Annotated in this window: 13 protein-coding genes; all 13 read right to left on the reverse strand. The window is 74.5% G+C overall.

Annotation, left to right across the window (positions count from 1 at the left end):
- Window positions 1–107: 107 nt before the first annotated feature.
- The 13 genes from pyk to ACFQ8Y_RS20090 all read right to left on the reverse strand — a co-directional run bounded on the left by pyk (window position 108) and on the right by ACFQ8Y_RS20090 (window position 19114).
- Entirely contained in the window at window positions 108–1532 is a 1425-nt protein-coding gene (pyk, locus tag ACFQ8Y_RS20030; protein WP_430551862.1) for a pyruvate kinase, read from the reverse strand.
- Between the two features lie 93 nt (window positions 1533–1625).
- A complete protein-coding gene (locus tag ACFQ8Y_RS20035; RefSeq protein ID WP_430551861.1) occupies window positions 1626–3092 on the reverse strand; it encodes a glutamate synthase subunit beta in 1467 nt (488 codons plus the stop codon).
- On the reverse strand, window positions 3085–7653 hold the full coding sequence (gene gltB / locus ACFQ8Y_RS20040; protein WP_430586538.1) for a glutamate synthase large subunit: 4569 nt from the start codon (window positions 7651–7653) through the stop codon (window positions 3085–3087). Before gltB ends, ACFQ8Y_RS20035 begins: the two co-directional genes overlap by 8 nt.
- A gap of 120 nt (window positions 7654–7773) precedes the next feature.
- Window positions 7774–8898 (reverse strand): prolipoprotein diacylglyceryl transferase, encoded by a 1125-nt coding sequence (lgt, locus tag ACFQ8Y_RS20045; protein ID WP_430586539.1) that lies wholly within the window; start codon window positions 8896–8898, stop codon window positions 7774–7776.
- The gene (gene trpA, locus ACFQ8Y_RS20050) at window positions 8895–9755 is read right to left on the reverse strand and encodes a tryptophan synthase subunit alpha (RefSeq protein ID WP_430551858.1); all 861 of its coding nucleotides are present in this window, start codon (window positions 9753–9755) and stop codon (window positions 8895–8897) included. Before trpA ends, lgt begins: the two co-directional genes overlap by 4 nt.
- Complete coding sequence (gene trpB, locus ACFQ8Y_RS20055; protein ID WP_430586540.1) at window positions 9752–11062, reverse strand: tryptophan synthase subunit beta; 1311 nt, start codon at window positions 11060–11062, stop codon at window positions 9752–9754. The genes trpA and trpB overlap by 4 nt, the downstream gene beginning before the upstream one ends.
- A 157-nt stretch (window positions 11063–11219) precedes the next feature.
- Window positions 11220–12044 carry an indole-3-glycerol phosphate synthase TrpC gene (gene trpC / locus ACFQ8Y_RS20060; protein WP_430551856.1) on the reverse strand — a complete coding sequence of 275 codons (825 nt, stop codon included), beginning with the start codon at window positions 12042–12044 and terminating at the stop codon, window positions 11220–11222.
- A gap of 174 nt (window positions 12045–12218) precedes the next feature.
- Entirely contained in the window at window positions 12219–12497 is a 279-nt protein-coding gene (locus tag ACFQ8Y_RS20065; protein ID WP_430551855.1) for an HGxxPAAW family protein, read from the reverse strand.
- A gap of 41 nt (window positions 12498–12538) precedes the next feature.
- Entirely contained in the window at window positions 12539–13252 is a 714-nt protein-coding gene (locus ACFQ8Y_RS20070) for a Trp biosynthesis-associated membrane protein (RefSeq protein ID WP_430586541.1), read from the reverse strand.
- Window positions 13253–13290: 38 nt separating this feature from the next.
- On the reverse strand, window positions 13291–14844 hold the full coding sequence (locus ACFQ8Y_RS20075; protein WP_430586570.1) for an anthranilate synthase component I: 1554 nt from the start codon (window positions 14842–14844) through the stop codon (window positions 13291–13293).
- A gap of 140 nt (window positions 14845–14984) precedes the next feature.
- Complete coding sequence (gene hisI, locus ACFQ8Y_RS20080) at window positions 14985–15389, reverse strand: phosphoribosyl-AMP cyclohydrolase (protein ID WP_430551870.1); 405 nt, start codon at window positions 15387–15389, stop codon at window positions 14985–14987.
- A gap of 72 nt (window positions 15390–15461) precedes the next feature.
- The gene (locus ACFQ8Y_RS20085; protein ID WP_430551853.1) at window positions 15462–17261 is read right to left on the reverse strand and encodes an ABC transporter ATP-binding protein; all 1800 of its coding nucleotides are present in this window, start codon (window positions 17259–17261) and stop codon (window positions 15462–15464) included.
- Window positions 17258–19114: an ABC transporter ATP-binding protein gene (locus ACFQ8Y_RS20090; protein ID WP_430586571.1), complete on the reverse strand. Its 1857-nt coding sequence runs from the start codon at window positions 19112–19114 to the stop codon at window positions 17258–17260. The genes ACFQ8Y_RS20085 and ACFQ8Y_RS20090 overlap by 4 nt, the downstream gene beginning before the upstream one ends.
- Between the last annotated feature and the right edge of the window lie 5 nt (window positions 19115–19119).

Below are 19119 nucleotides of genomic sequence, written 5' to 3' on the forward strand. Positions count from 1 at the left end.
CCCCCCCCCCCCCCCCCCCGGGGGGCCCCCCCCCGGGGCCCCCCGCCGCCCCCCGCCGCCGCCCCGGCCCCCTGGGCTATAAGCCGAGGGGCACGGGCCGTCGGAGGTCAGACGTCGGAGTGGCTGCCGACCTGGTGCACGAGGATCGAGTTCGTCGTGCCGGGCACGCCCACCGGAGCGCCCGAGACGATCACGACGCGGTCGCCGGGCTCGGCGAGCCCGTTGGCACGGAGCGTGGAGTCGACCTGGCCGACCATCGCGTCGACGCTCTCGACCTTCGGCACCTGGTAGGTGGTGGTGCCCCAGGTGAGCGCGAGCACGTTGCGCACGCTCTCCTCCGGCGTGAACGCCAGCAGCGGGATGCCCGACCGCAGGCGCGACATGCGCTTGGCCGAGTCACCCGACTGGGTGAACGTCACGAGGTACTTCACGCCGAGCGTCTCGCCGATCTCGGCGGCCGCGCGGGTGATGACGCCGCCGCGGGTGTGCGGCGAGGAGCCCAGGGGCGCGATGCGCTCGCGGCCCATCTCCTCGGTGGCCTCGATGATCCGGGCCATCGTCTGGACCGTGATGATCGGGTAGTCGCCCACGCTGGTCTCGCCCGAGAGCATGACCGCGTCCGCGCCGTCGAGCACCGCGTTGGCGCAGTCGGAGGCCTCGGCACGCGTCGGCGTCGGGCTGGTGGTCATGGACTCCAGCACCTGCGTGGCGACGATGACCGGCTTCGCGTTGCGGCGGGCCAGCTCCACGATGCGCTTCTGCACCAGCGGCACCTGCTCCAGGGGCATCTCCACGGCGAGGTCGCCGCGCGCCACCATGAAGCCGTCGAAGGCCGCGACGACCTCCTCCAGGTTCTCGACCGCCTGCGGCTTCTCGATCTTGGCGACGACGGGGACCGTACGGCCCTCCTCCGCCATGATCGCCGCGACGTCGTCGTAGTCCTTCGCGGACCGCACGAACGACAGCGCGATGATGTCCGCGCCCATGCGCAGCGCCCAGCGCAGGTCGTCGGTGTCCTTCTCCGACAGCGCCGGCACGGAGACCGCGACGCCGGGGAGGTTGATGCCCTTGTTGTTCGAGACCGGGCCGGCGACCTCGACGGTCGTCACGACGCGCGGGCCCTCGACGGCCGTGACGCGCACGCGCACCTTGCCGTCGTCGATGAGGAGCGGATCGCCGACGCGGGCGTCGCCCGCCAGGCCCTTGTGGGTCGTCGAGACGAGCTCCTTGGTGCCCTCCACGTCCTCGGTGGTGATGGTGAACGTGTCACCCTCGTTGAGGAAGTGCTTCTGGTCGCCCGCGAACCGGCCGAGCCGGATCTTCGGGCCCTGGAGGTCGACGAGGACTGCGACGTTGCGGCCGGACTCCTTCGCCGCCTCTCGGACACCGTGGTAGACGGCCTCGTGCTCCGCCTGCTCCCCGTGGCTCCGGTTGATCCGGGCCACGTCCATGCCCGCGTCGACCAGCTCACGGAGCTTGGTCGGGGACGCCGTCGCGGGTCCGATGGTGCACACGATCTTCGCTCTGCGCATGTCTCCAGCCTCGTCGTCGATCCGCCCCGGCGCGAGCCGGGGCGGCGCCCGGGCGCCCGAACGGCCCCGGGTACTGCTTCGTCGTTGTTCTTCTTATCCTCGCAGCGCGACCGTCCGCGGGCCGACCGGCGCGGGCAGCTCGGAGCTGCCCTGCAGGTAGGCGTCCACGGCGGCCGCCGTCGCGCGGCCCTCGGCGATCGCCCAGACGATCAGCGACTGCCCCCGGCCCGCGTCACCCGTCGCGTAGACGCCGGGCAGGCTGGTGGCGTAGTCGTCGCCGCGCCGCACCAGCCCGCGAGTCGTGAGCTCCGCGCCGGTCTGGGTCACCAGCTCGTCGGTCTCCGGGCCGGTGAACCCCATCGCGATGAGGACCAGGTCCGCCGGGATCTCCCGCTCGGTGCCCGCCTTCGGCACCCGCCGGCCGTCCGGCAGGTACTCGGTCTCGGCGACCTTCAGGGCCCGGACGTTCCCGTCCTCGCCGCCCACGAACTCTACCGTCGAGGCCAGGTAGCTGCGCTCCCCGCCCTCCTCGTGGGACGTCGAGACCTCGAAGACGATCGGGTCCGTCGGCCAGGGCTGGCTCGCCGACCGCTCGAGCGGGGGCTGCTTGCCGATCGCCAGGGTGGTGACGCTGGCGGCGCCCTGCCGCAGCGACGTGCCGAGGCAGTCCGAGCCGGTGTCGCCGCCGCCGATGATCACGACGTGCTTGCCCGCGGCCGACGGCGCGCCGTCGACGGGGTTGCCCGCCGCGGCCTTGTTCGCCGGGGTCAGGAAGTCCATCGCGACGTGCACGCCGCCCAGGTCGCGGCCCGGCACCGTGAGCTCGCGCGGCACGGTGGCGCCCGTGGCCAGGACCACGGCGTCGAACCGGCGGCGCAGCGCGTCCCAGGTGATGTCGCGCCCGATGGCGACCCCCGGGCGGAAGCGGGTGCCCTCGGCCTCCATCTGCTCGAGTCGACGGTCGATGTGCGTCTTCTCGAGCTTGAAGTCGGGGATGCCGTAGCGCAGGAGCCCGCCGATGGCGTCGTCCCGCTCGTACACGACGACCGTGTGGCCGGCGCGCGTGAGCTGCTGGGCGGCGGCCAGCCCCGCCGGGCCGGAGCCGACGACGGCCACGGTCGAGCCCGTGAGCCGCTGGGGCACCTGCGGCGTCACCAGGCCACGCGCGAACGCCTCGTCGATGATCGAGACCTCGACGTTCTTGATCGTCACGGCGGGCTGGTTGATCCCCAGCACGCAGCTCGTCTCGCACGGGGCCGGGCAGACGCGCCCGGTGAACTCCGGGAAGTTGTTGGTCGCGTGCAGGCGCTCGATCGCGTCGGCCCACTGGTCGCGCCACACCAGGTCGTTCCACTCCGGGATGAGGTTCCCGAGGGGGCAGCCCTGGTGGCAGAACGGGATGCCGCAGTCCATGCAGCGGCCCGCCTGCTCCTTGAGGAACGGCTGCCCGTCCTCGCGGTGGGCGTGCGTGTCCTTCCAGTCACGCAGCCGCACCTCGACGGGGCGGTTCGGCGGCAGCTCGCGCTCCCGCACCTTCAGGAATCCGCGGGGGTCAGCCACGCGCCACCTCCATGATCTGCTCCCACATCGCCGGGTCGAAGTCGTCGCCCTCGCCCAGCGTCTTCCCTGCGGCCTCGGCGTCGGCCAGCGCGGCGCGCACGCGGGCCCAGCCCGCGGGCAGGACGCGCGAGAAACGGGCCCGTGCGCCGTCGTCCTCGAGGAGCTCGGCCGCCACGGGCGAGCCGGTCTCCGCGAGATGCCGCTCCAGCAGGCCGCGCACACGGTCCCAGTCGGCGTCGTCCAGCGCGCCCACCTCGAGCTCGCCGCTCTTCACCGCCTGGATGTTCATCGCGACGTCGCGCAGGTTGAGCACGTACGCCACGCCGCCCGACATGCCGGCGCCGAAGTTGCGGCCGGTGGGGCCGAGCACCAGCACCGTCCCGCCGGTCATGTACTCGCAGCCGTGGTCGCCCACGCCCTCGGTCACCAGCGTCGCACCGGAGTTGCGCACGGCGAAGCGCTCGCCCACGCGGCCCCGCAGCAGGATCTCGCCCGACGTCGCGCCGTAGCCGATGACGTTGCCCGCCACGACGTTCGCGGCGCCCTCGAGCACCGCCGACCGGTCGGGACGCACGACGATGCGCCCGCCCGACAGGCCCTTGCCGACGTAGTCGTTGGCGTCGCCGTACAGGCGCAGCGTGACACCGCGCGGCAGGAACGCCCCGAGCGACTGGCCGGCCGAGCCCGTGAGGGTCACGTCGATCGTGTCGTCGGGCAGACCGGCGCCGCGGTACCGCTTGGTCACCTCGTGACCGAGCATCGTGCCGACCGTGCGGTTGACGTTGCGCACCGGCACCTCGATCCGCACGGGGAGCGCGTCCTCGAGCGCGGGGCGCGCCTTCTCGATCAGCTGGTTGTCCAGCGCCTTGGCCAGGCCGTGGTCCTGCGTGGCCACCTGGTGCAGCGTGGTGCCCGGCACCGCCTCGGGCGCGGCGAGCACCGGCGCGAGGTCCAGGCCCTGCGCCTTCCAGTGGTCGACGGCCTTGCGCGTGTCGAGGGCCTCGACGTGCCCGACGGCCTCCTCGATCGACCGGAAGCCGAGCGAGGCGAGGTGCTCGCGCACCTCCTGCGCGATGAACTCGAAGAAGTTCACGACGAACTCCGGCTTGCCCGTGAACCGCTTGCGCAGCTCCGGGTTCTGCGTCGCCACGCCGACCGGGCACGTGTCCAGGTGGCAGACCCGCATCATGACGCAGCCCGAGACGACCATCGGCGCGGTCGCGAAGCCGAACTCCTCGGCCCCGAGCAGCGCCGCCACGACGACGTCGCGGCCGGTCTTCATCTGCCCGTCGACCTGCACGACGATGCGGTCGCGCAGGTTGTTGAGCACGAGCGTCTGCTGGGTCTCGGCGAGGCCGATCTCCCACGGCGTGCCCGCGTGCTTGAGCGACGTCAGCGGGCTCGCGCCCGTGCCCCCGTCGTGACCGGAGATGAGCACGACGTCCGCGTGCGCCTTGGACACGCCCGTCGCCACGGTGCCGACGCCGAACTCGGAGACGAGCTTGACGTGCACGCGCGCGGCCGGGTTGGCGTTCTTGGCGTCGTGGATGAGCTGCGCCAGGTCCTCGATCGAGTAGATGTCGTGGTGCGGCGGCGGCGAGATGAGCCCCACGCCGGGCGTCGAGTGCCGGGTCTTGGCGACCCACGGGTACACCTTGGGCCCGGGCAGCTGACCGCCCTCGCCGGGCTTGGCGCCCTGGGCGAGCTTGATCTGGATGTCGTCGGCGTTGGTCAGGTACTCGCTCGTCACGCCGAACCGGCCCGACGCGATCTGCTTGACCCGCGAGCGGCGCTCCGGGTCGTACAGGCGCTCCGGGTCCTCGCCGCCCTCACCGGTGTTGGACCGGCCGCCGAGCCGGTTCATGGCGATCGCGAGGGTCTCGTGCGCCTCCGCGGAGATCGACCCGTACGACATCGCGCCGGTGTTGAACCGCTTGACGATCTCCTCGACCGACTCGACCTCGTCGATCGGCACCGGCTCGCGGTCCGGGGTGAAGCGCAGCAGGCCGCGCAGCGTCATGAGGCGACGGGACTGCTCGTCCACGCGCCGCGTGTACTGGCGGAAGATGTCCATCCGCCCGGTGCGGGTGGCGTGCTGGAGGCGGAAGACCGTCTCGGGGTCGAAGAGGTGCTCCTCCCCGTCCCGACGCCACTGGTACTCGCCGCCGCTGGTCAGCCGCTGGTGCGGCGCGTGGTTGCCCGACGCCGGGTACGCCTCCGCGTGCCGCGCCGCGACCTCGGCCGCGATGACGTCCAGGCCGATGCCGGCCAGACGGCTCGTCGTGCCGGTGAAGTAGTCCTCGACGAGCTCGTGGGAGAGCCCGACGGCCTCGAAGATCTGGGCGCCGCGGTACGACATGATCGTCGAGATACCCATCTTGCTCATCACCTTGAGCACGCCCTTGCCGAGCGCGGTGATGAGGTTGGCGACCGCCTTCTCCGGCGTGACGGCGAGGTAGCCGCGCAGCGCGAGGTCCTCGACCGTCTCCATGGCGAGGTACGGGTTCACCGCGGCGGCGCCGTACCCGATCAGGAGCGCGACGTGGTGCACCTCCCGCACGTCGCCCGCCTCCACGACGAGCGAGATCCGGGTGCGGGTGCCCTGCCGCAGCAGGTGGTGGTGCACGGCGCTGGTCAGCAGCAGCGACGGGATCGGCGCGAGCTCCGAGTCGGAGTCGCGGTCGGACAGGACGACGTGCGTCACCCCGGCCGCGATGTCCGCGTCCACCTGGGCGAAGATCTCCTCGAGGCGGGCCTGCAGCGCCTTGCCGCCGCCGGACACCTCGTACAGGCCGCGCACGATGCCGGCGCGGAACTCGCCCTCCAGCCGCGGGTCCCGGTCGATGCGCACGATCTTGGCGAGCTCGTCGTTGTCGAGCACCGGGAACGGCAGGTCGAGCTTGCGGGCGTGGCTCGCGACCTCCTCGAGGAGGTTCGGCTCGGGGCCGATCGTGCTGTCGATCGCCGTGACGAGCTGTTCGCGGATGGAGTCCAGCGGCGGGTTCGTCACCTGGGCGAACATCTGCGTGAAGTAGTCGAACAGCAGCCGCGGCCGGCTCGACAGCACGGCGATCGGCGTGTCCGAGCCCATGGCCCCGAGCGCCTCCGCGGCGGTGTCGGCCATCGGCGTGAGGAGGATCTTCAGCTCCTCGGTGGTGTACCCGAAGGCCCGCTGCCGCCGCTGGACGGACGCGGGCGAGTGCGCGACGTGCTCGCGCTCCGGCAGCGAGTCCAGCGTGATCGTGTTGCCGGCGATCCACTCGCCGTACGGCCGCTGGGCGGCGAGCTGCGACTTGAGCTCGTCGTCCTCCACGATCCGGCCCTGCTCCGTGTCGACGAGGAACATGCGCCCCGGCTCGAGGCGCCCCTTGCGCACGATCGTCGCGGGGTCGAGGTCCAGGACGCCGGCCTCCGACGCGAGCACGACGAGGCCGTCCTCCGTGACCCAGTAGCGGCCCGGACGCAGGCCGTTGCGGTCGAGGACGGCGCCGATGAGGGTGCCGTCGGTGAACGTGAGGCAGGCGGGCCCGTCCCACGGCTCCATGAGGTTCGCGTGGTACTGGTAGAACGCGCGCCGGGCCGGGTCCATCTCGGCGTGGTTCTCCCACGCCTCCGGGACCATCATCAGCACGGCGTGCGGCAGCGAGCGGCCGGACAGGTGCAGCAGCTCCAGCACCTCGTCGAAGCTGGCCGAGTCGCTCGACCCCTCGGTGCACACGGGCAGCAGCGGCGCCAGGTCGCCGAGCACCTCGCTGGCCATGGTGCTCTCGCGGGCGGCCATCCAGTTGCGGTTGCCCCGCACGGTGTTGATCTCGCCGTTGTGCGCCACGAGCCGGAACGGCTGCGCCAGCGGCCACGACGGGAACGTGTTCGTGGAGAACCGGGAGTGGACCAGCGCGATCTCCGACGCGTAGCGCGGGTCGCTCAGGTCGGGGAAGAACGGCTCGAGCTGCGCCGTCGTGAGCATGCCCTTGTACGTGAGGGTGCGGCTCGACAGCGAGGCGAGGAACAGGTCGAGCTCGTTCTGCGCGCGCTTGCGCAGGCGGTAGGTGCGCCGGTCGAGCTCGAGCCCCGACAGCTCGCGCGACGGGTCCGCCACGACGACCTGCCGGAACAGGGGCATCGAGGCGCGCGCCGTCGGGCCGACCAGGTCGGCCGTGACCGGCACGTCGCGCCAGGCGAGGACGTCGAGCTTCTCCTCCGCGGCGATCGCCTCGAACCGGCGGGCGGCCGCGTCGGCCTCCGCGACGGCCTGAGGCAGGAACGCCATGCCGATCGCGTAGTGGCCGGCGGGCGGGAGCTCGGCGGCGACGACGTCACGGACGAAGGCGTCCGGGATCTGCGTGAGGATCCCGGCCCCGTCCCCGCTGTTCTCCTCCGCACCGACCGCTCCGCGGTGGTCGAGGTTCAACAGTGCGGTCAGGCCCGCGTCCACGATGTCGCGGCCGGGCGTCCCGCGCAGGGTCGCGACGAACGCGACACCGCACGCGTCGTGCTCGGACGCGGGGTCGTAGAGGCCCTGGGCCGAGGGCCGCGCGACCCGATGCTGCGGCGTGGTCATCAACACCGTCCTCCTGCACGCCCGCACGCGGGCGCGTCATGCTCAAAGGTGGTCGGGACATCGTCGGCCCGTCGGAAACATAGGCGGCCCCGCCCGGGTGGTGCCCCGGTCGGAGTCGCCTCAGGCGCGGTCGGTCGGTCCCTGGTCGGGACCGGGTCCTTGCGCGTCCGCACGGTGCGGTCCGCCGCCGCTGTCGCGGCCGTCGTCCCGGCCGGAGGCGCCTGCGGCGGCCCCGGCGTGCGCGGTGCTCATGGTGTCAAGCTCAGTGTCGGGCTCGGGGTCGTGCCCCGTGTCCTGCCCGGTGTCCTGCTCGGCGTCGACCCGGTCGTCCCGGGACCGACGGTCCTCCTCCTGCCGGTCGCGGCTGCGGCCGGGCAGCTCCACCCCGTCCTCACGCTCCGGGTAGCGCCTGCCGATGACGACGAAGGCGACGAGGGCACCGAGGCCCACGACGATCGACGTCCACACGTTCAGACGCAGCCCGAGCACGTGCTCGGCGGTGTCGATGCGGAGCATCTCGATCCACACCCTGCCCAGAGTGTAGAGCGCGACGTAGGCCCAGAATACCCGCCCATGACCGAGCCTGTACCGGCGGTCGAGCCAGACGAGAAGTGCGGCCGCCCCGAGGTTCCAGAGCAGCTCGTACAGGAACGTGGGGTGGAACAGGGTCCCCGCCGCGAACGCCGTGCCGGTGTCCGCGTTGAGCCGCTCGATCACGGCCGGGGAGACCTCGAGCCCCCAGGGCAGCGTCGTGGGGGCGCCGAACAGCTCCTGGTTGAACCAGTTGCCCAGGCGTCCGATCGCCTGCGCGACGAGGAGCCCGGGTGCGAGCGCGTCCGCGAACGAGCTCAGCCGCACGCCCTTGCGGCGGCAGCCGATCCAGGCGCCGACGGCGCCGAGCGCCACCGCGCCCCAGATCCCGAGGCCGCCCTCCCAGACGTACAGGGCGCGCACGGGGTCCCCGCCCTCGCCCCAGTACGGCTCGGGCGTGCTGATCACGTGGTAGAGCCGGCCACCGACGATGCCGAACGGGACGGCCCAGAACGCGATGTCGAGGACGTCGTCCGCGTCCCCGCCCCGGGCGACCCAGCGCTTGGTGGTGATCCAGATCGCGACCGCGATACCGGCCAGGATGGCCAGCGCGTACGCGCGGAGCGGCACCGGGCCGAGGTACCACGTGTGCTGCGACGGGCTCGGGATCGCCGCCTGCACCGACGCCGCGGACGCCAGCAGGGACGCGCTCACGCGCCCTCCCCCGGCCCCCCGCGGGCACGGCGCACGCCGTCGGCGAGGTCCGTCACGGTCGCCCGCAGCGTGTCGAGCCGGTCGGACCACGGACGGTCGGCGAGCAGCGGGCGCACGAGGGCCGAGCCGACGATGACGCCGTCGGCGAACCGGCCCACCTCGGCGGCCTGGTCGCCGGACGAGACGCCGAGCCCGACGCACACGTGGTCGGCGCCCGCCGCCCGGGTGTCGGCGACGAGCTGCTCGGCTCGGTCGCCCACCTGGTCGCGGGTGCCGGTCACGCCCATCGTCGACGCCGCGTAGACGAAGCCCCGCGACGCGCGGGCGGTCAGCGCCAGGCGCTCGGGCGTCGAGCTCGGCGCGACGAGGAACACGCGGTCGAGGCCGTGCTCCTGCGACGCCGCGATCCAGTCCGCGCCTTCGTCGGGGATGAGGTCGGGGGTGATGAGACCGGCGCCCCCGGCGGCCGCGAGGTCGCGCGCGAACGCGTCCACCCCGTAGCGCAGCACCGGGTTCCAGTACGTCATCACGAGGGCGGGCACGCGCCCGCCCGAGTGCTCGGCGACGGCCTCGACGACGCGCAGCACGTCGCGGACCCGGGTGCCGGCGGCGAGCGCGGCCTCCGCAGCGCGCTGGATCACCGGTCCGTCCATCACCGGGTCGGTGTACGGCACGCCGATCTCGACGACGTCGGCGCCCGCGTCCACGGTCGCCAGGACGGCCTCGATCGAGCGCTCGACGTCCGGGAACCCGACGGGCAGGTAGGCGACGAGTGCGCCGCGGCCCTCGTCGCGCAGGGCGTCGAGGCGCGCGCCGGTGGTCGACGTCGCCGCCGGAGTGGTGTCGGTCGTGGTCACTGGTCCCCCTCCGCCGTGTCGTCCGTCCGGTCCTCGTCGAGCAGCCCGAACCACCGCGCCGCGGTGGCCACGTCCTTGTCCCCGCGACCCGACAGGTTCACCAGGATCAACTGGCCGGGACGACCGGCCTCGGCCGCCTCGCGACCCAGCCGTACGGCTCCGGCGAGCGCGTGCGCGGACTCGATCGCCGGGATGATCCCCTCGGTGCGGCACAGGAGCCGGAAGGCCTCCATGGCCTCGTCGTCCGTCACGGGCTCGTACGTGGCGCGCCCCAGGTCGTGCAGCCACGAGTGCGCGGGCCCGACGCTCGGGTAGTCCAGCCCGGCCGAGACCGAGTGGCTCGGCAGCGTCTGGCCGTCGTCGTCCTGCAGCAGGTAGGAGCGGGCGCCGTGCAGCACGCCCGGGGCCCCGCCGGAGAAGCGGGCCGCGTGCCGGCCGGACTCGATGCCCTCGCCCCCGGCCTCGAAGCCGTGCAGCGACACCCCCTCGTCGTCGAGGAAGGCGTTGAAGATGCCGAGCGCGTTCGACCCGCCGCCCACGCACGCCGCGACGGCGTCCGGCAGCCGGCCGATGCGCTCGATGATCTGCTCGCGCGCCTCCTCGCCGATGATGCGGTGGAACTCGCGGACCATCTCCGGGAACGGGTGCGGGCCCGTGACCGTGCCGAGCAGGTAGTGCGTGGAGTCGACGTTCGCGACCCAGTCGCGCAGCGCCTCGTTGATCGCGTCCTTGAGGGTGCGCGAGCCGATCTTCACCGGCACGACGTCGGCGCCCAGCAACCGCATCCGGGCGACGTTCAGCGCCTGACGCTGCGTGTCCTCCTCGCCCATGTAGACGACGCACTCGAGGTCGAGCAGGGCGGCCGCCGTCGCGGTGGCCACGCCGTGCTGCCCGGCCCCGGTCTCGGCGATCACCCGCGTCTTGCCCATGCGCTTGACCAGCAGGGCCTGGCCGAGGACGTTGTTGATCTTGTGGGACCCCGTGTGGTTGAGGTCCTCGCGCTTGAGGAACACCCGGTGACCGGCCTCGGCGCCCCCGCAGTGCTCCGCGAAGCGCGGCACCTCGGTGAGCGGCGAGGGACGCCCGGTGTACTCCCGGTGCAGGCGTGCCAGCTCGTCCGTGAACGCCGGGTCGCCGAGCGCCTTGCGGTACTCGGTCTCCAGCTCGTCGAGCGCGGCGATGAGGGCCTCGGGCACGAAGCGGCCGCCGAACTGGCCGAAGTAGGGGCCTTCGACGTCCGCGAGCCGCCCGAGCACCTGGTGCGCCAGGGTCTCGGTCAGGGCCTCCCGTACGGGCTGGTCGGGCACGGGTCCTCCGTCTCTCGTCGGCACCGCTCGGCGCTCTGCACGAGGGGTCGTCAGAGGGTACCGGTCGCCCGGGCCTCCGCCGCCCGCCGTCCAGGACGCGTCGGGATGGTGTGCCGTGTGTGGTGTTGTGCCGTGGTCGTGCGACGTGCTGCGGTGGTTACGGCTGGGCCGCCGGGCGGACCGACCACAGCGCGGGGTGCTGCCCGGCCGCGACCAGGTCGGCCACCGACCGGCGCGGGGCGCCGTCGGTCACGAGCGCCTCGCCGACCAGCACGGCGTGCGCGCCGGACCGGGCGTAGTCGAGGACGTCGTGCGGGCCGCGGACGCCGGACTCGGCGACGCGGACGACGTCGTCGGGGATGAGCGGGGCGAGGCGCGCGAAGGTCGTGCGGTCCACCTCGAGCGTCTTGAGGTCGCGGGCGTTCACGCCCACCACGCGCGCCCCGGCGTCGAGGGCGCGACGCACCTCGTCGTCGGTGTGGGCCTCGACCAGCGCCGTCATGCCGAGCGAGTGCACCCGCTCGATCAGGGACGTCAGCACGGTCTGCTCCAGGGCCGCGACGATGAGCAGCACGAGGTCCGCCCCGTGGGCCCGTGCCTCCCACACCTGGTACGGCGTGACGACGAAGTCCTTGCGCAGCACGGGCACGTCCACGCGGGCGCGGACGGCGTCCAGGTCGGCGAGCGAGCCGCCGAACCGTCGCTGCTCCGTGAGCACGGAGATCGCGCTGGCCCCGCCGCTGGCGTACTCCTCGGCCAGCGCCGCGGGGTCGGAGATCGACGCCAGGTTGCCCTTGCTGGGGCTGGATCGCTTCACCTCCGCGATCACGGCGACGCGATCCTCCGAGAGCAGCCGGCCGCAGCACTCGAGCGCGCCCGGCACGCGCGCCGCGCGCTCCTTGAGCTCGTCGAGCGACGTCCGCGCCTGGCGTACCGCGAGGTCCTCACGGACCCCCGCGACGATGTCCTCCAGGACCGTCATGGTCTGCCTCCCCGTCCCCTGACGCCGCACCGACGTCTGCCTGCCATCGTAGGCCCGTCCGCGGGACGGCCCGGACACGTCTCCGAGCGTGAGACGACGACGGCGCGCCCCCGTGGGTCGGGGGCGCGCCGTCCTCGTGCCGGCGGGCGGGCGGAGCCGCCGCCGGGAGGAAGCTCAGTGGCCGGAAGGAGCCCGGCGCGGCGTCACGCCGTCCTTCGGCTGTCCGAGGCCCATGTTGCGCAGCACGAGGCCGAGCACGAGCGAGGCGGCCACGATCACGGCACCGACCCAGACCACCGCGTCCGGGACCGGGGGCAGCATCCCGACGGCGCCGACGGCCACGCCCAGCATGATGCCGATCATCGCCGTCCACGCGGCGGTCGTGTGGCCGTGGTTGGTCGGCGGGACGGCCGGGGGCAGGTAGGCGACCTCGGCGTTGCGGTTCTCGGTCATGGGAATGTGATGCCCTTTCGTGACGTGGTGCGCGGTCCAGCCTAGCGGTCCGCGGACGGGTCGGTTCCCCGGGAGAGCGCGTCCCAGGCGTCGTGGGGGTCGTGCTGACCAGGCGCGTCGGGGTCGTCCCCCGACGGCGGCGCCTCGGCGCTCGGGGCGCTGCCGCCCGGGCCGGGTGCGGCATCGGCGCGCTCGTGCCGCCCGGAGGTGGCTCCCCAGGCGGGCGCGCCCGCCGCCGCGAGCGCGGCGACGAGCACCGCCGCCACGCCGAGCACCGCGGTCAGCCAGGGCCACACGGCGACGGAGACGGGCGACGTGAGGTCCGTCACGCCGGCGGTCGCCGACGCGCCCGACGTCGCGGCGGGCAGCGGGTCGAGCAGCACGGCCGCCGCCGAGGCGGTGGCCAGGGCGCCCGCGAGCGCGACGACGACCAGCGCGACCCAGCGCGCCACGCGGCCCGCGATGGCGAGGGCGACGCCGCCCGCCACCACCACGAGCGCGGCGGCGCCCACGGCGGGCGCCGCCGTCGTGCCCGTGACCGCGACGTCGACCGTCGGCTCGAGGGCCGTCGACACCGTCGTGCTCACCCAGGTCGGCGACGCCGTCGCGAGGGTGAGCCCGCCGACCGCCACCACCGACCACACCGCCCGCGACCGCGCGCGCAGCGGCCCGCGGCCCGGCGGGCGACCGCCGTCGCCCTCGTGCGCGCCGTCGTGGGTGCCGTCGTGCGCGGCCCGTGCCCTGTCGTCGTCCATGTCCGCCTGCCCGTCCGTCGTGCTGGTCCGTGCCGCGCTCAGAGCGCCCGGAACCGCGCGGCCAGCTGCACCGCGCGCACCGCCGCGGCCGCCTTGTTGCGCGACTCCTCGTACTCGAGAGCCGGCACCGAGTCGGCGACGATGCCGCCGCCGGCCTGCACCCACGCCTTGCCGTCGCGGATGCACGCGGTGCGGATCGCGATGGCCATGTCCATGTTGCCGCCGAAGTCGAAGTAGCCCACGGTGCCGCCGTAGATCCCGCGGGACGCAGGCTCCAGCTCGTCGATCAGGGCGATGGCACGCGGCTTGGGAGCCCCCGAGAGGGTGCCGGCGGGGAACGTCGCGCGCAGGGTGTCGAGCGCCGTCGCGCCCTGTCGCAGGCGGCCCACCACGGTGGAGCACAGGTGCATGATGTGGCTGAACCGGCGGGTGGCCATGAACTCGACCACCTCGACCGACGTCGGCTCGCAGACCTTGACGAGGTCGTTGCGCGACAGGTCGACGAGCATGAGGTGCTCGGCGCGCTCCTTGGGGTCGGCGAGGAGCTCCTCGCCGAACGCCACGTCCTCCTCGACGGTCGCGCCGCGCGGCCGCGAGCCGGCGATCGGGTACGTCGTGACGTGCCCGTCCGTCACCTTCACCAGGGTCTCGGGGCTGGAGCCGACGACGGAGAGGTCGCGCCCGTCGGGGCCGGTGAGCCGGAAGTAGTACATGTACGGGCTCGGGTTGATGGTGCGCAGCGCGCGGTACACGTCCAGCGGCGCGGCCGGGCAGTCCAGGCCGAGGCGCTGCGACAGCACCACCTGGAACACCTCGCCGTCGCGGATCGCCTCCTGCCCGGTGCGCACGGCGGCCTCGAACTCCTCGCGCGTGGAGCGGAACTCCAGGGCGGGCTCGGTCACCTCGTCCGGCCCGCGCAGCACCGTCGGCTGCGGCGGGGCCGGCGTGGCCAGCCGCGCCTGCATCGCGTCGAGGCGGGCGACGGCGTCGGCGTGCGCCTCGTCGACCCGCTCGTCGGTGCCGTCGCCGTTGATGGCGTTGGCGATGAGCCAGGCGCTGCCCGTGTGGTGGTCGACCGCCACGAGGTCCGTGGCGAGGCTCAGCGCCACCTCCGGCACGCCGAGCTCGTCCGGGGCGTTCGCGGGCAGCGTGGGCTCCCAGTGGCGCACCACGTCCCAGCCGAGCGCGCCGGTCAGCCCGCCCGTCAGCGGGGGCAGTCCCTCGATCGGCGGCGTGCGCAGCGCCTCCAGCGCCGCGCCGAGCACCTCGACGACGTCGCCCTCGAGCGGGATGCCCGCCGGGACGTCGCCGTGCCACACGGCGTGCCCGTCGGACGCCGTGAGGGTGGCGCGCGAGTCGACGCCCACGAACGACCAGCGCGACCAGCCGCCGGACGACTCCGCCGACTCGAGCACGAAGGTGCCCGGGCGGTCCTGGGCGAGCGTCCGGTAGAGGCCGACCGGCGTGACGTCGTCCGCCAGCACGCGCCGGACCACGGGGATCACCCGGCGGTCGGCGGCCAGCTCGCGGAACGTCCCGAGACCCGGCCACGTCGCGCCCCACGCCAGGTCCTGCTCCGACGGGCCCGCCACGGGGGCGGTGCGCGGGGCGGGGTGGGGCTGCGCGACGGTGGGCGTGGTCACCGGTCCTCCTGAGGATCGTCGAGCTGTACGTGGGTGGTCGGGCTTGGGCGGTGCGGCGCGTGGTGCGCCGCCGGTGGCGAGGGGCGCGGTCAGGCGGCGGGCGCGTCGGGGCCGACGACGGCCCCCAGGTCGCCGCCCGCCTCGAAGCAGGTGCGCGAGCCGGTGTGGCACGCGGCGCCCACCTGGTGGACGCGCACGAGCAGGGCGTCGCCGTCGCAGTCCAGCGCGACGGACCGGACGAGCTGGACGTGCCCGGACGTGTCGCCCTTGCGCCAGTACTCCTCGCGCGACCGGCTCCAGAACGTCACGCGGCCCTCGGTGAGGGTGCGGCGCAGGGCCTCGTCGTCCATCCAGCCGAGCATGAGCACCTCGCCGGTGTCGTGCTGCTGCACGACCGCGGCGACGAGGCCGTGCTCGTCCCGCTTGAGCCGGTCGGCGATCGCGGGGTCGAGCGCGGGGTCGAGAGCAGCCCCGGGCAGGGAGGCGTCGGTCAGATCGGGCACCTGTGCATCTTCCCACGGCGCGGCGGGGCGCGGGGCGCACCGTCCGCCCCGTCGGCACGCCCGTCAACGGGTCTGGGCCACCCAGCTCGCGTGCATCCGCGCGTAGACGCCGCCCGCGGCCGCCAGCTCCGCGTGCCCGCCGACCTCGACCACGCGCCCGTCGTCGACGACGACCACGAGGTCGCTCGCCTCCGCCGTCGAGAGCCGGTGGGCGATGGTGAGGGTCGACCTCCCGGACGTGAGCGAGTCCAGCGCCCGCGCGATCCGCACCTCGGCGGCGGGGTCGACGGCCGAGGTGGCCTCGTCCAGCACCAGCAGGTCGGGGGCGGCCAGGTAGGCGCGCGCGATGGCGACCAGCTGCCGCTCCCCCGCGCTCAGCGCCTCGCCACGCTGGCCGACGGGCGTGTCCAGCCCCTGCGGCAGCCCCGCCACCCAGTCGGTGAGGCCGAGGGCGTCCACGGCCCCCGCGACGCGGGCCCTGGTCTCGCGCGGGTCGGACGGCGGCTCGGGGCGCAGCCCGTAGGCGACGTTCTGCTCCACCGTGCCGTCGAAGAGGAAGCCCTCCTGCGGCACGAGGACGACCCGCTCGCGCAGCGAGGCGAGCGTGAGGCGGCGCAGGTCGACGCCGTCGAGCAGCACCGCCCCGGCCGTCGGGTCCATGAGGCGGGCGACCAGCTTGGCGACCGTGGTCTTGCCCGAGCCCGTGCGTCCGACGACGGCGACCTTGCGGCGTGCGGGCAGCTCCAGGTCCACCCCGTGCAGCACCTCGGGCCCGTCCGGATAGGCGAACCGCACCCCGCGCAGCGTCACCCTGGCCGGGCCCCGGGGGCTCGCCGTCGCGTCGTCGGCGTCCGCCACGTCGAGGGGCGTCTCCAGCACGGCGAGCACGCGCCGCCAGCCCGCGACGGCGTTCTGCAGCTCGTTGAGGATCTCCGTGGCCTGCTGCACCGGACCGGTGAAGAGCTGCACGAGGAACAGGAACGCGACGACCTGGCCCGCGGTCAGGCCGCCGCCGACGCCGAGCAGCGTGCCCACCACGACGACCACGGCGAGCACCAGGTTGGCGACGAGCACGCCGCTCGAGAACACCGACGAGACGAGGAGCTGGGCACGGGCCTGCGTGGCGCGAGTCCTCTCGACGGCCGCGTCGACCCGGCGCCCGGTCCGCGCGGCCACGCCGTACGCCCGCACCGTCTCGGCGCCCACCACGGCCTCGGAGATCGCGCCGAGCATCGCGCCGACCGCCTGCCGCACCGCCGCGTAGGCGCGGTTCACCGTGCCCTGCGCGCGCCGCAGCACCAGGAACAGCGGCACGAAGCACGCCCAGACCACCAGCGTGAGCTGCCACGAGTACACGGCCATGAGGGCGGTGGCCACGAGCACCTGCAAGGTCGAGACGAGCAGCTGGATGCCGCCCCACTGCACGAACAGCGAGATCGTGTCGACGTCGGAGGTCACGCGGGACACGAGCGCGCCGCGGCGCTCGGTGCCCTGCGCCAGGGTGGACAGGTCGTGCACGTGCCGGAACGCCTGCACCCGCAGCGCGGCGAGCCCCGCCTCGGTACGGCGGAAGAGACGCACGTTGACGACGGCGGTGCACAGCCCCGCCACGACGACGGCGCCCGCCGCGAGCCCGGTCAGCAGCGCCACCCGTCCCGCGTCGGGCCCGCCGCCGGCGAGGATGCCGTCGTCGATCGTGCGCTGCACCGCGACCGGCACGACGACCCGGCCCGCGGCCGCCAGCACGGCGAGCGCGAGCGTGAGCCACAGTCCGTCCACGATCTGCGGCGAGATCTGCACGCCCCGCCGGAGCGTGGCGAGGACGCCCAGCTCGCTGGCGGCGGCGATGCGTGTCGCGCTCACCGTGTCCCCTCCCGCTCCTCGACGTCCGTCCCGGGCTCCGGCTCGGCCTCCGGCAGCCGCTCCCCCGCGGCCGCCTCGTCGGCGAGCTCGCGCGCCCGGCGCTCCGTCTCCCGCTCGTAGGCCGTGGCGAGCGCGCGGTACCCGGGGTCGCGCGCCAGCAGGTCCGCGTGCGGCCCGACGTCGACGACACGGCCGCCCTCGAGGTGCACGACGACGTCCGCGAGGGCGACCGACGACATGCGGTAGGCGACCATCACGACGGTCGTGCCCCGTGCCTCTCCCCGGCCGTCGCCGCGCGCCGACGCGAGGGACCCGAGGATCTCCGCCTCGACGCGCGGGTCGACGGCCGAGGTGGCGTCGTCGAGCACGAGCAGCCGGGGGCGGCGGACCAGCGCCCGGGCGACGGCGAGGCGCTGGCGCTGCCCGCCGGACAGGTTGGCCCCGCGCTCGCCCAGGGGCGCGTCGAGCCCGCCGGGCAGCGCGCGCACGACGTCGTCGACGCGCGCGACGCGCAACGCCTCCCAGACCTCGGCGTCGTCCGGCACGCCGTCGTCGCCGGGGTCGGCGAGGGTCACGTTGGCGCGCACCGTGTCCTCGAAGACGAACGTCTGCTGCGTCACGAGCGCGACCTGCGCGGGCACCTCGCCCGCGGCGAGGTCGCGCACGTCCGCGCCGTCCAGCAGCACCCGGCCGCGGCTCGGGTCGCTGAGTCGCGCGAGCAGCGACACGAGGGTCGTCTTGCCCGCGCCGGTGCTGCCCACCACGGCCACGGTGTTCCCGGGCGCGACGTCGAGGTCGACGGCGTCGAGCAGGGTGACCGTGGTGCCGGCCGCCGGCACCACCACCCCGACGCCCTCGAGACGGACCGCCAGGCCGCCCGCCGCGCACGGGAGCGCCCGCGTGCCCGGCAGCAGCGTCGACGAGGCGTCGAGGATGCCCGCGATCCGGTCGTACCCGACGAGGGCGCGCGGCAGCTCGCCGAGCACCCAGCCGAACGCGCGCACCGGCACCGCCATGACGGTCAGGAGGTAGGCGGCCGTCACGACGTCGCCCGCGTCGACCGCCCCGGTGGACGCCCGCCAGGTGCCCACGCCCAGCACGGCCAGCGTGCCCAGGGAGGGCAGCAGCTCGATGACCGGGTCGAAGACGGCCCGCACGGTGCCGACGCGGACGTTCGCGGCACGCAGCGCGTCGGCGCGCTCGGCGAACCGGCGCTCCTCGCGGTCGGCGGTGCCCAGCGACGTCACGAGCAGGGCGCCCTCGAACGACTCGTGCGCGACGTCGGCCACCTCGGCCCGCAGCTGCTGCGCGCGCGTGACGGCGGGCGTCATGTGGCGCTGGAAGACGACGTTCGCGGCGATCGCGGCCGGCACGACCAGGAGGGCCGCGACCGCCAGCCACACGTCCACCGCGAGCAGCGTCCCCGCCGCGACGCCGATCATCACCACGACGCCGAGCGCGAAGGGCAGGGGGTTGAAGACACCGGTGGCGGCCTCGACGTCGGCGCTCGCCGCGGACAGCAGCCGGCCGGCCGGGTGCGCGCGGTGCCAGGAGACCGGCAGGCGCAGGTACTGGTGGGACAGCCCGCGCCGGTGGTGCGCCTGGATCGCCGCGAAACCGTAGCCGGCCCAGATGCGCCGCCCGGCGACGCCGAGGGCGAGCGTGAGCGCCACCGCGGCGAGCACGAGCCCCGCGACCCAGACGCGCGAGCGCGCGTCCGGGTCGCCCGCGATCGCCGGGACGACGACCGCGTCGGTGGCCCAGCCGACGGCCCGGCTCACCGCGACCGTGGCGGCGCCGAACACGGCGGACGCGCCCACGGCCAGCACGTACAGCCGCGGCTCGGAGCGCATGCCGC

Source organism: Isoptericola sp. NPDC056605 (assembly GCF_042792795.1).
Taxonomy (GTDB): Bacteria; Actinomycetota; Actinomycetes; order Actinomycetales; family Cellulomonadaceae; genus Isoptericola.

What these genes read in the sequence shown, in the direction of transcription:
- pyk (WP_430551862.1), bottom strand. Translation starts at nt 1,532, where the DNA reads ATGCGCAGAGCGAAGATCGTGTGCACCATCGGACCCGCGACGGCGTCC.
- gltB (WP_430586538.1), bottom strand. Translation starts at nt 7,653, where the DNA reads ATGACCACGCCGCAGCATCGGGTCGCGCGGCCCTCGGCCCAGGGCCTC.
- trpC (WP_430551856.1), bottom strand. Translation starts at nt 12,044, where the DNA reads ATGACGGTCCTGGAGGACATCGTCGCGGGGGTCCGTGAGGACCTCGCG.
- ACFQ8Y_RS20065 (WP_430551855.1), bottom strand. Translation starts at nt 12,497, where the DNA reads ATGACCGAGAACCGCAACGCCGAGGTCGCCTACCTGCCCCCGGCCGTC.
- ACFQ8Y_RS20070 (WP_430586541.1), bottom strand. Translation starts at nt 13,252, where the DNA reads ATGGACGACGACAGGGCACGGGCCGCGCACGACGGCACCCACGACGGC.
- ACFQ8Y_RS20090 (WP_430586571.1), bottom strand. Translation starts at nt 19,114, where the DNA reads ATGCGCTCCGAGCCGCGGCTGTACGTGCTGGCCGTGGGCGCGTCCGCC.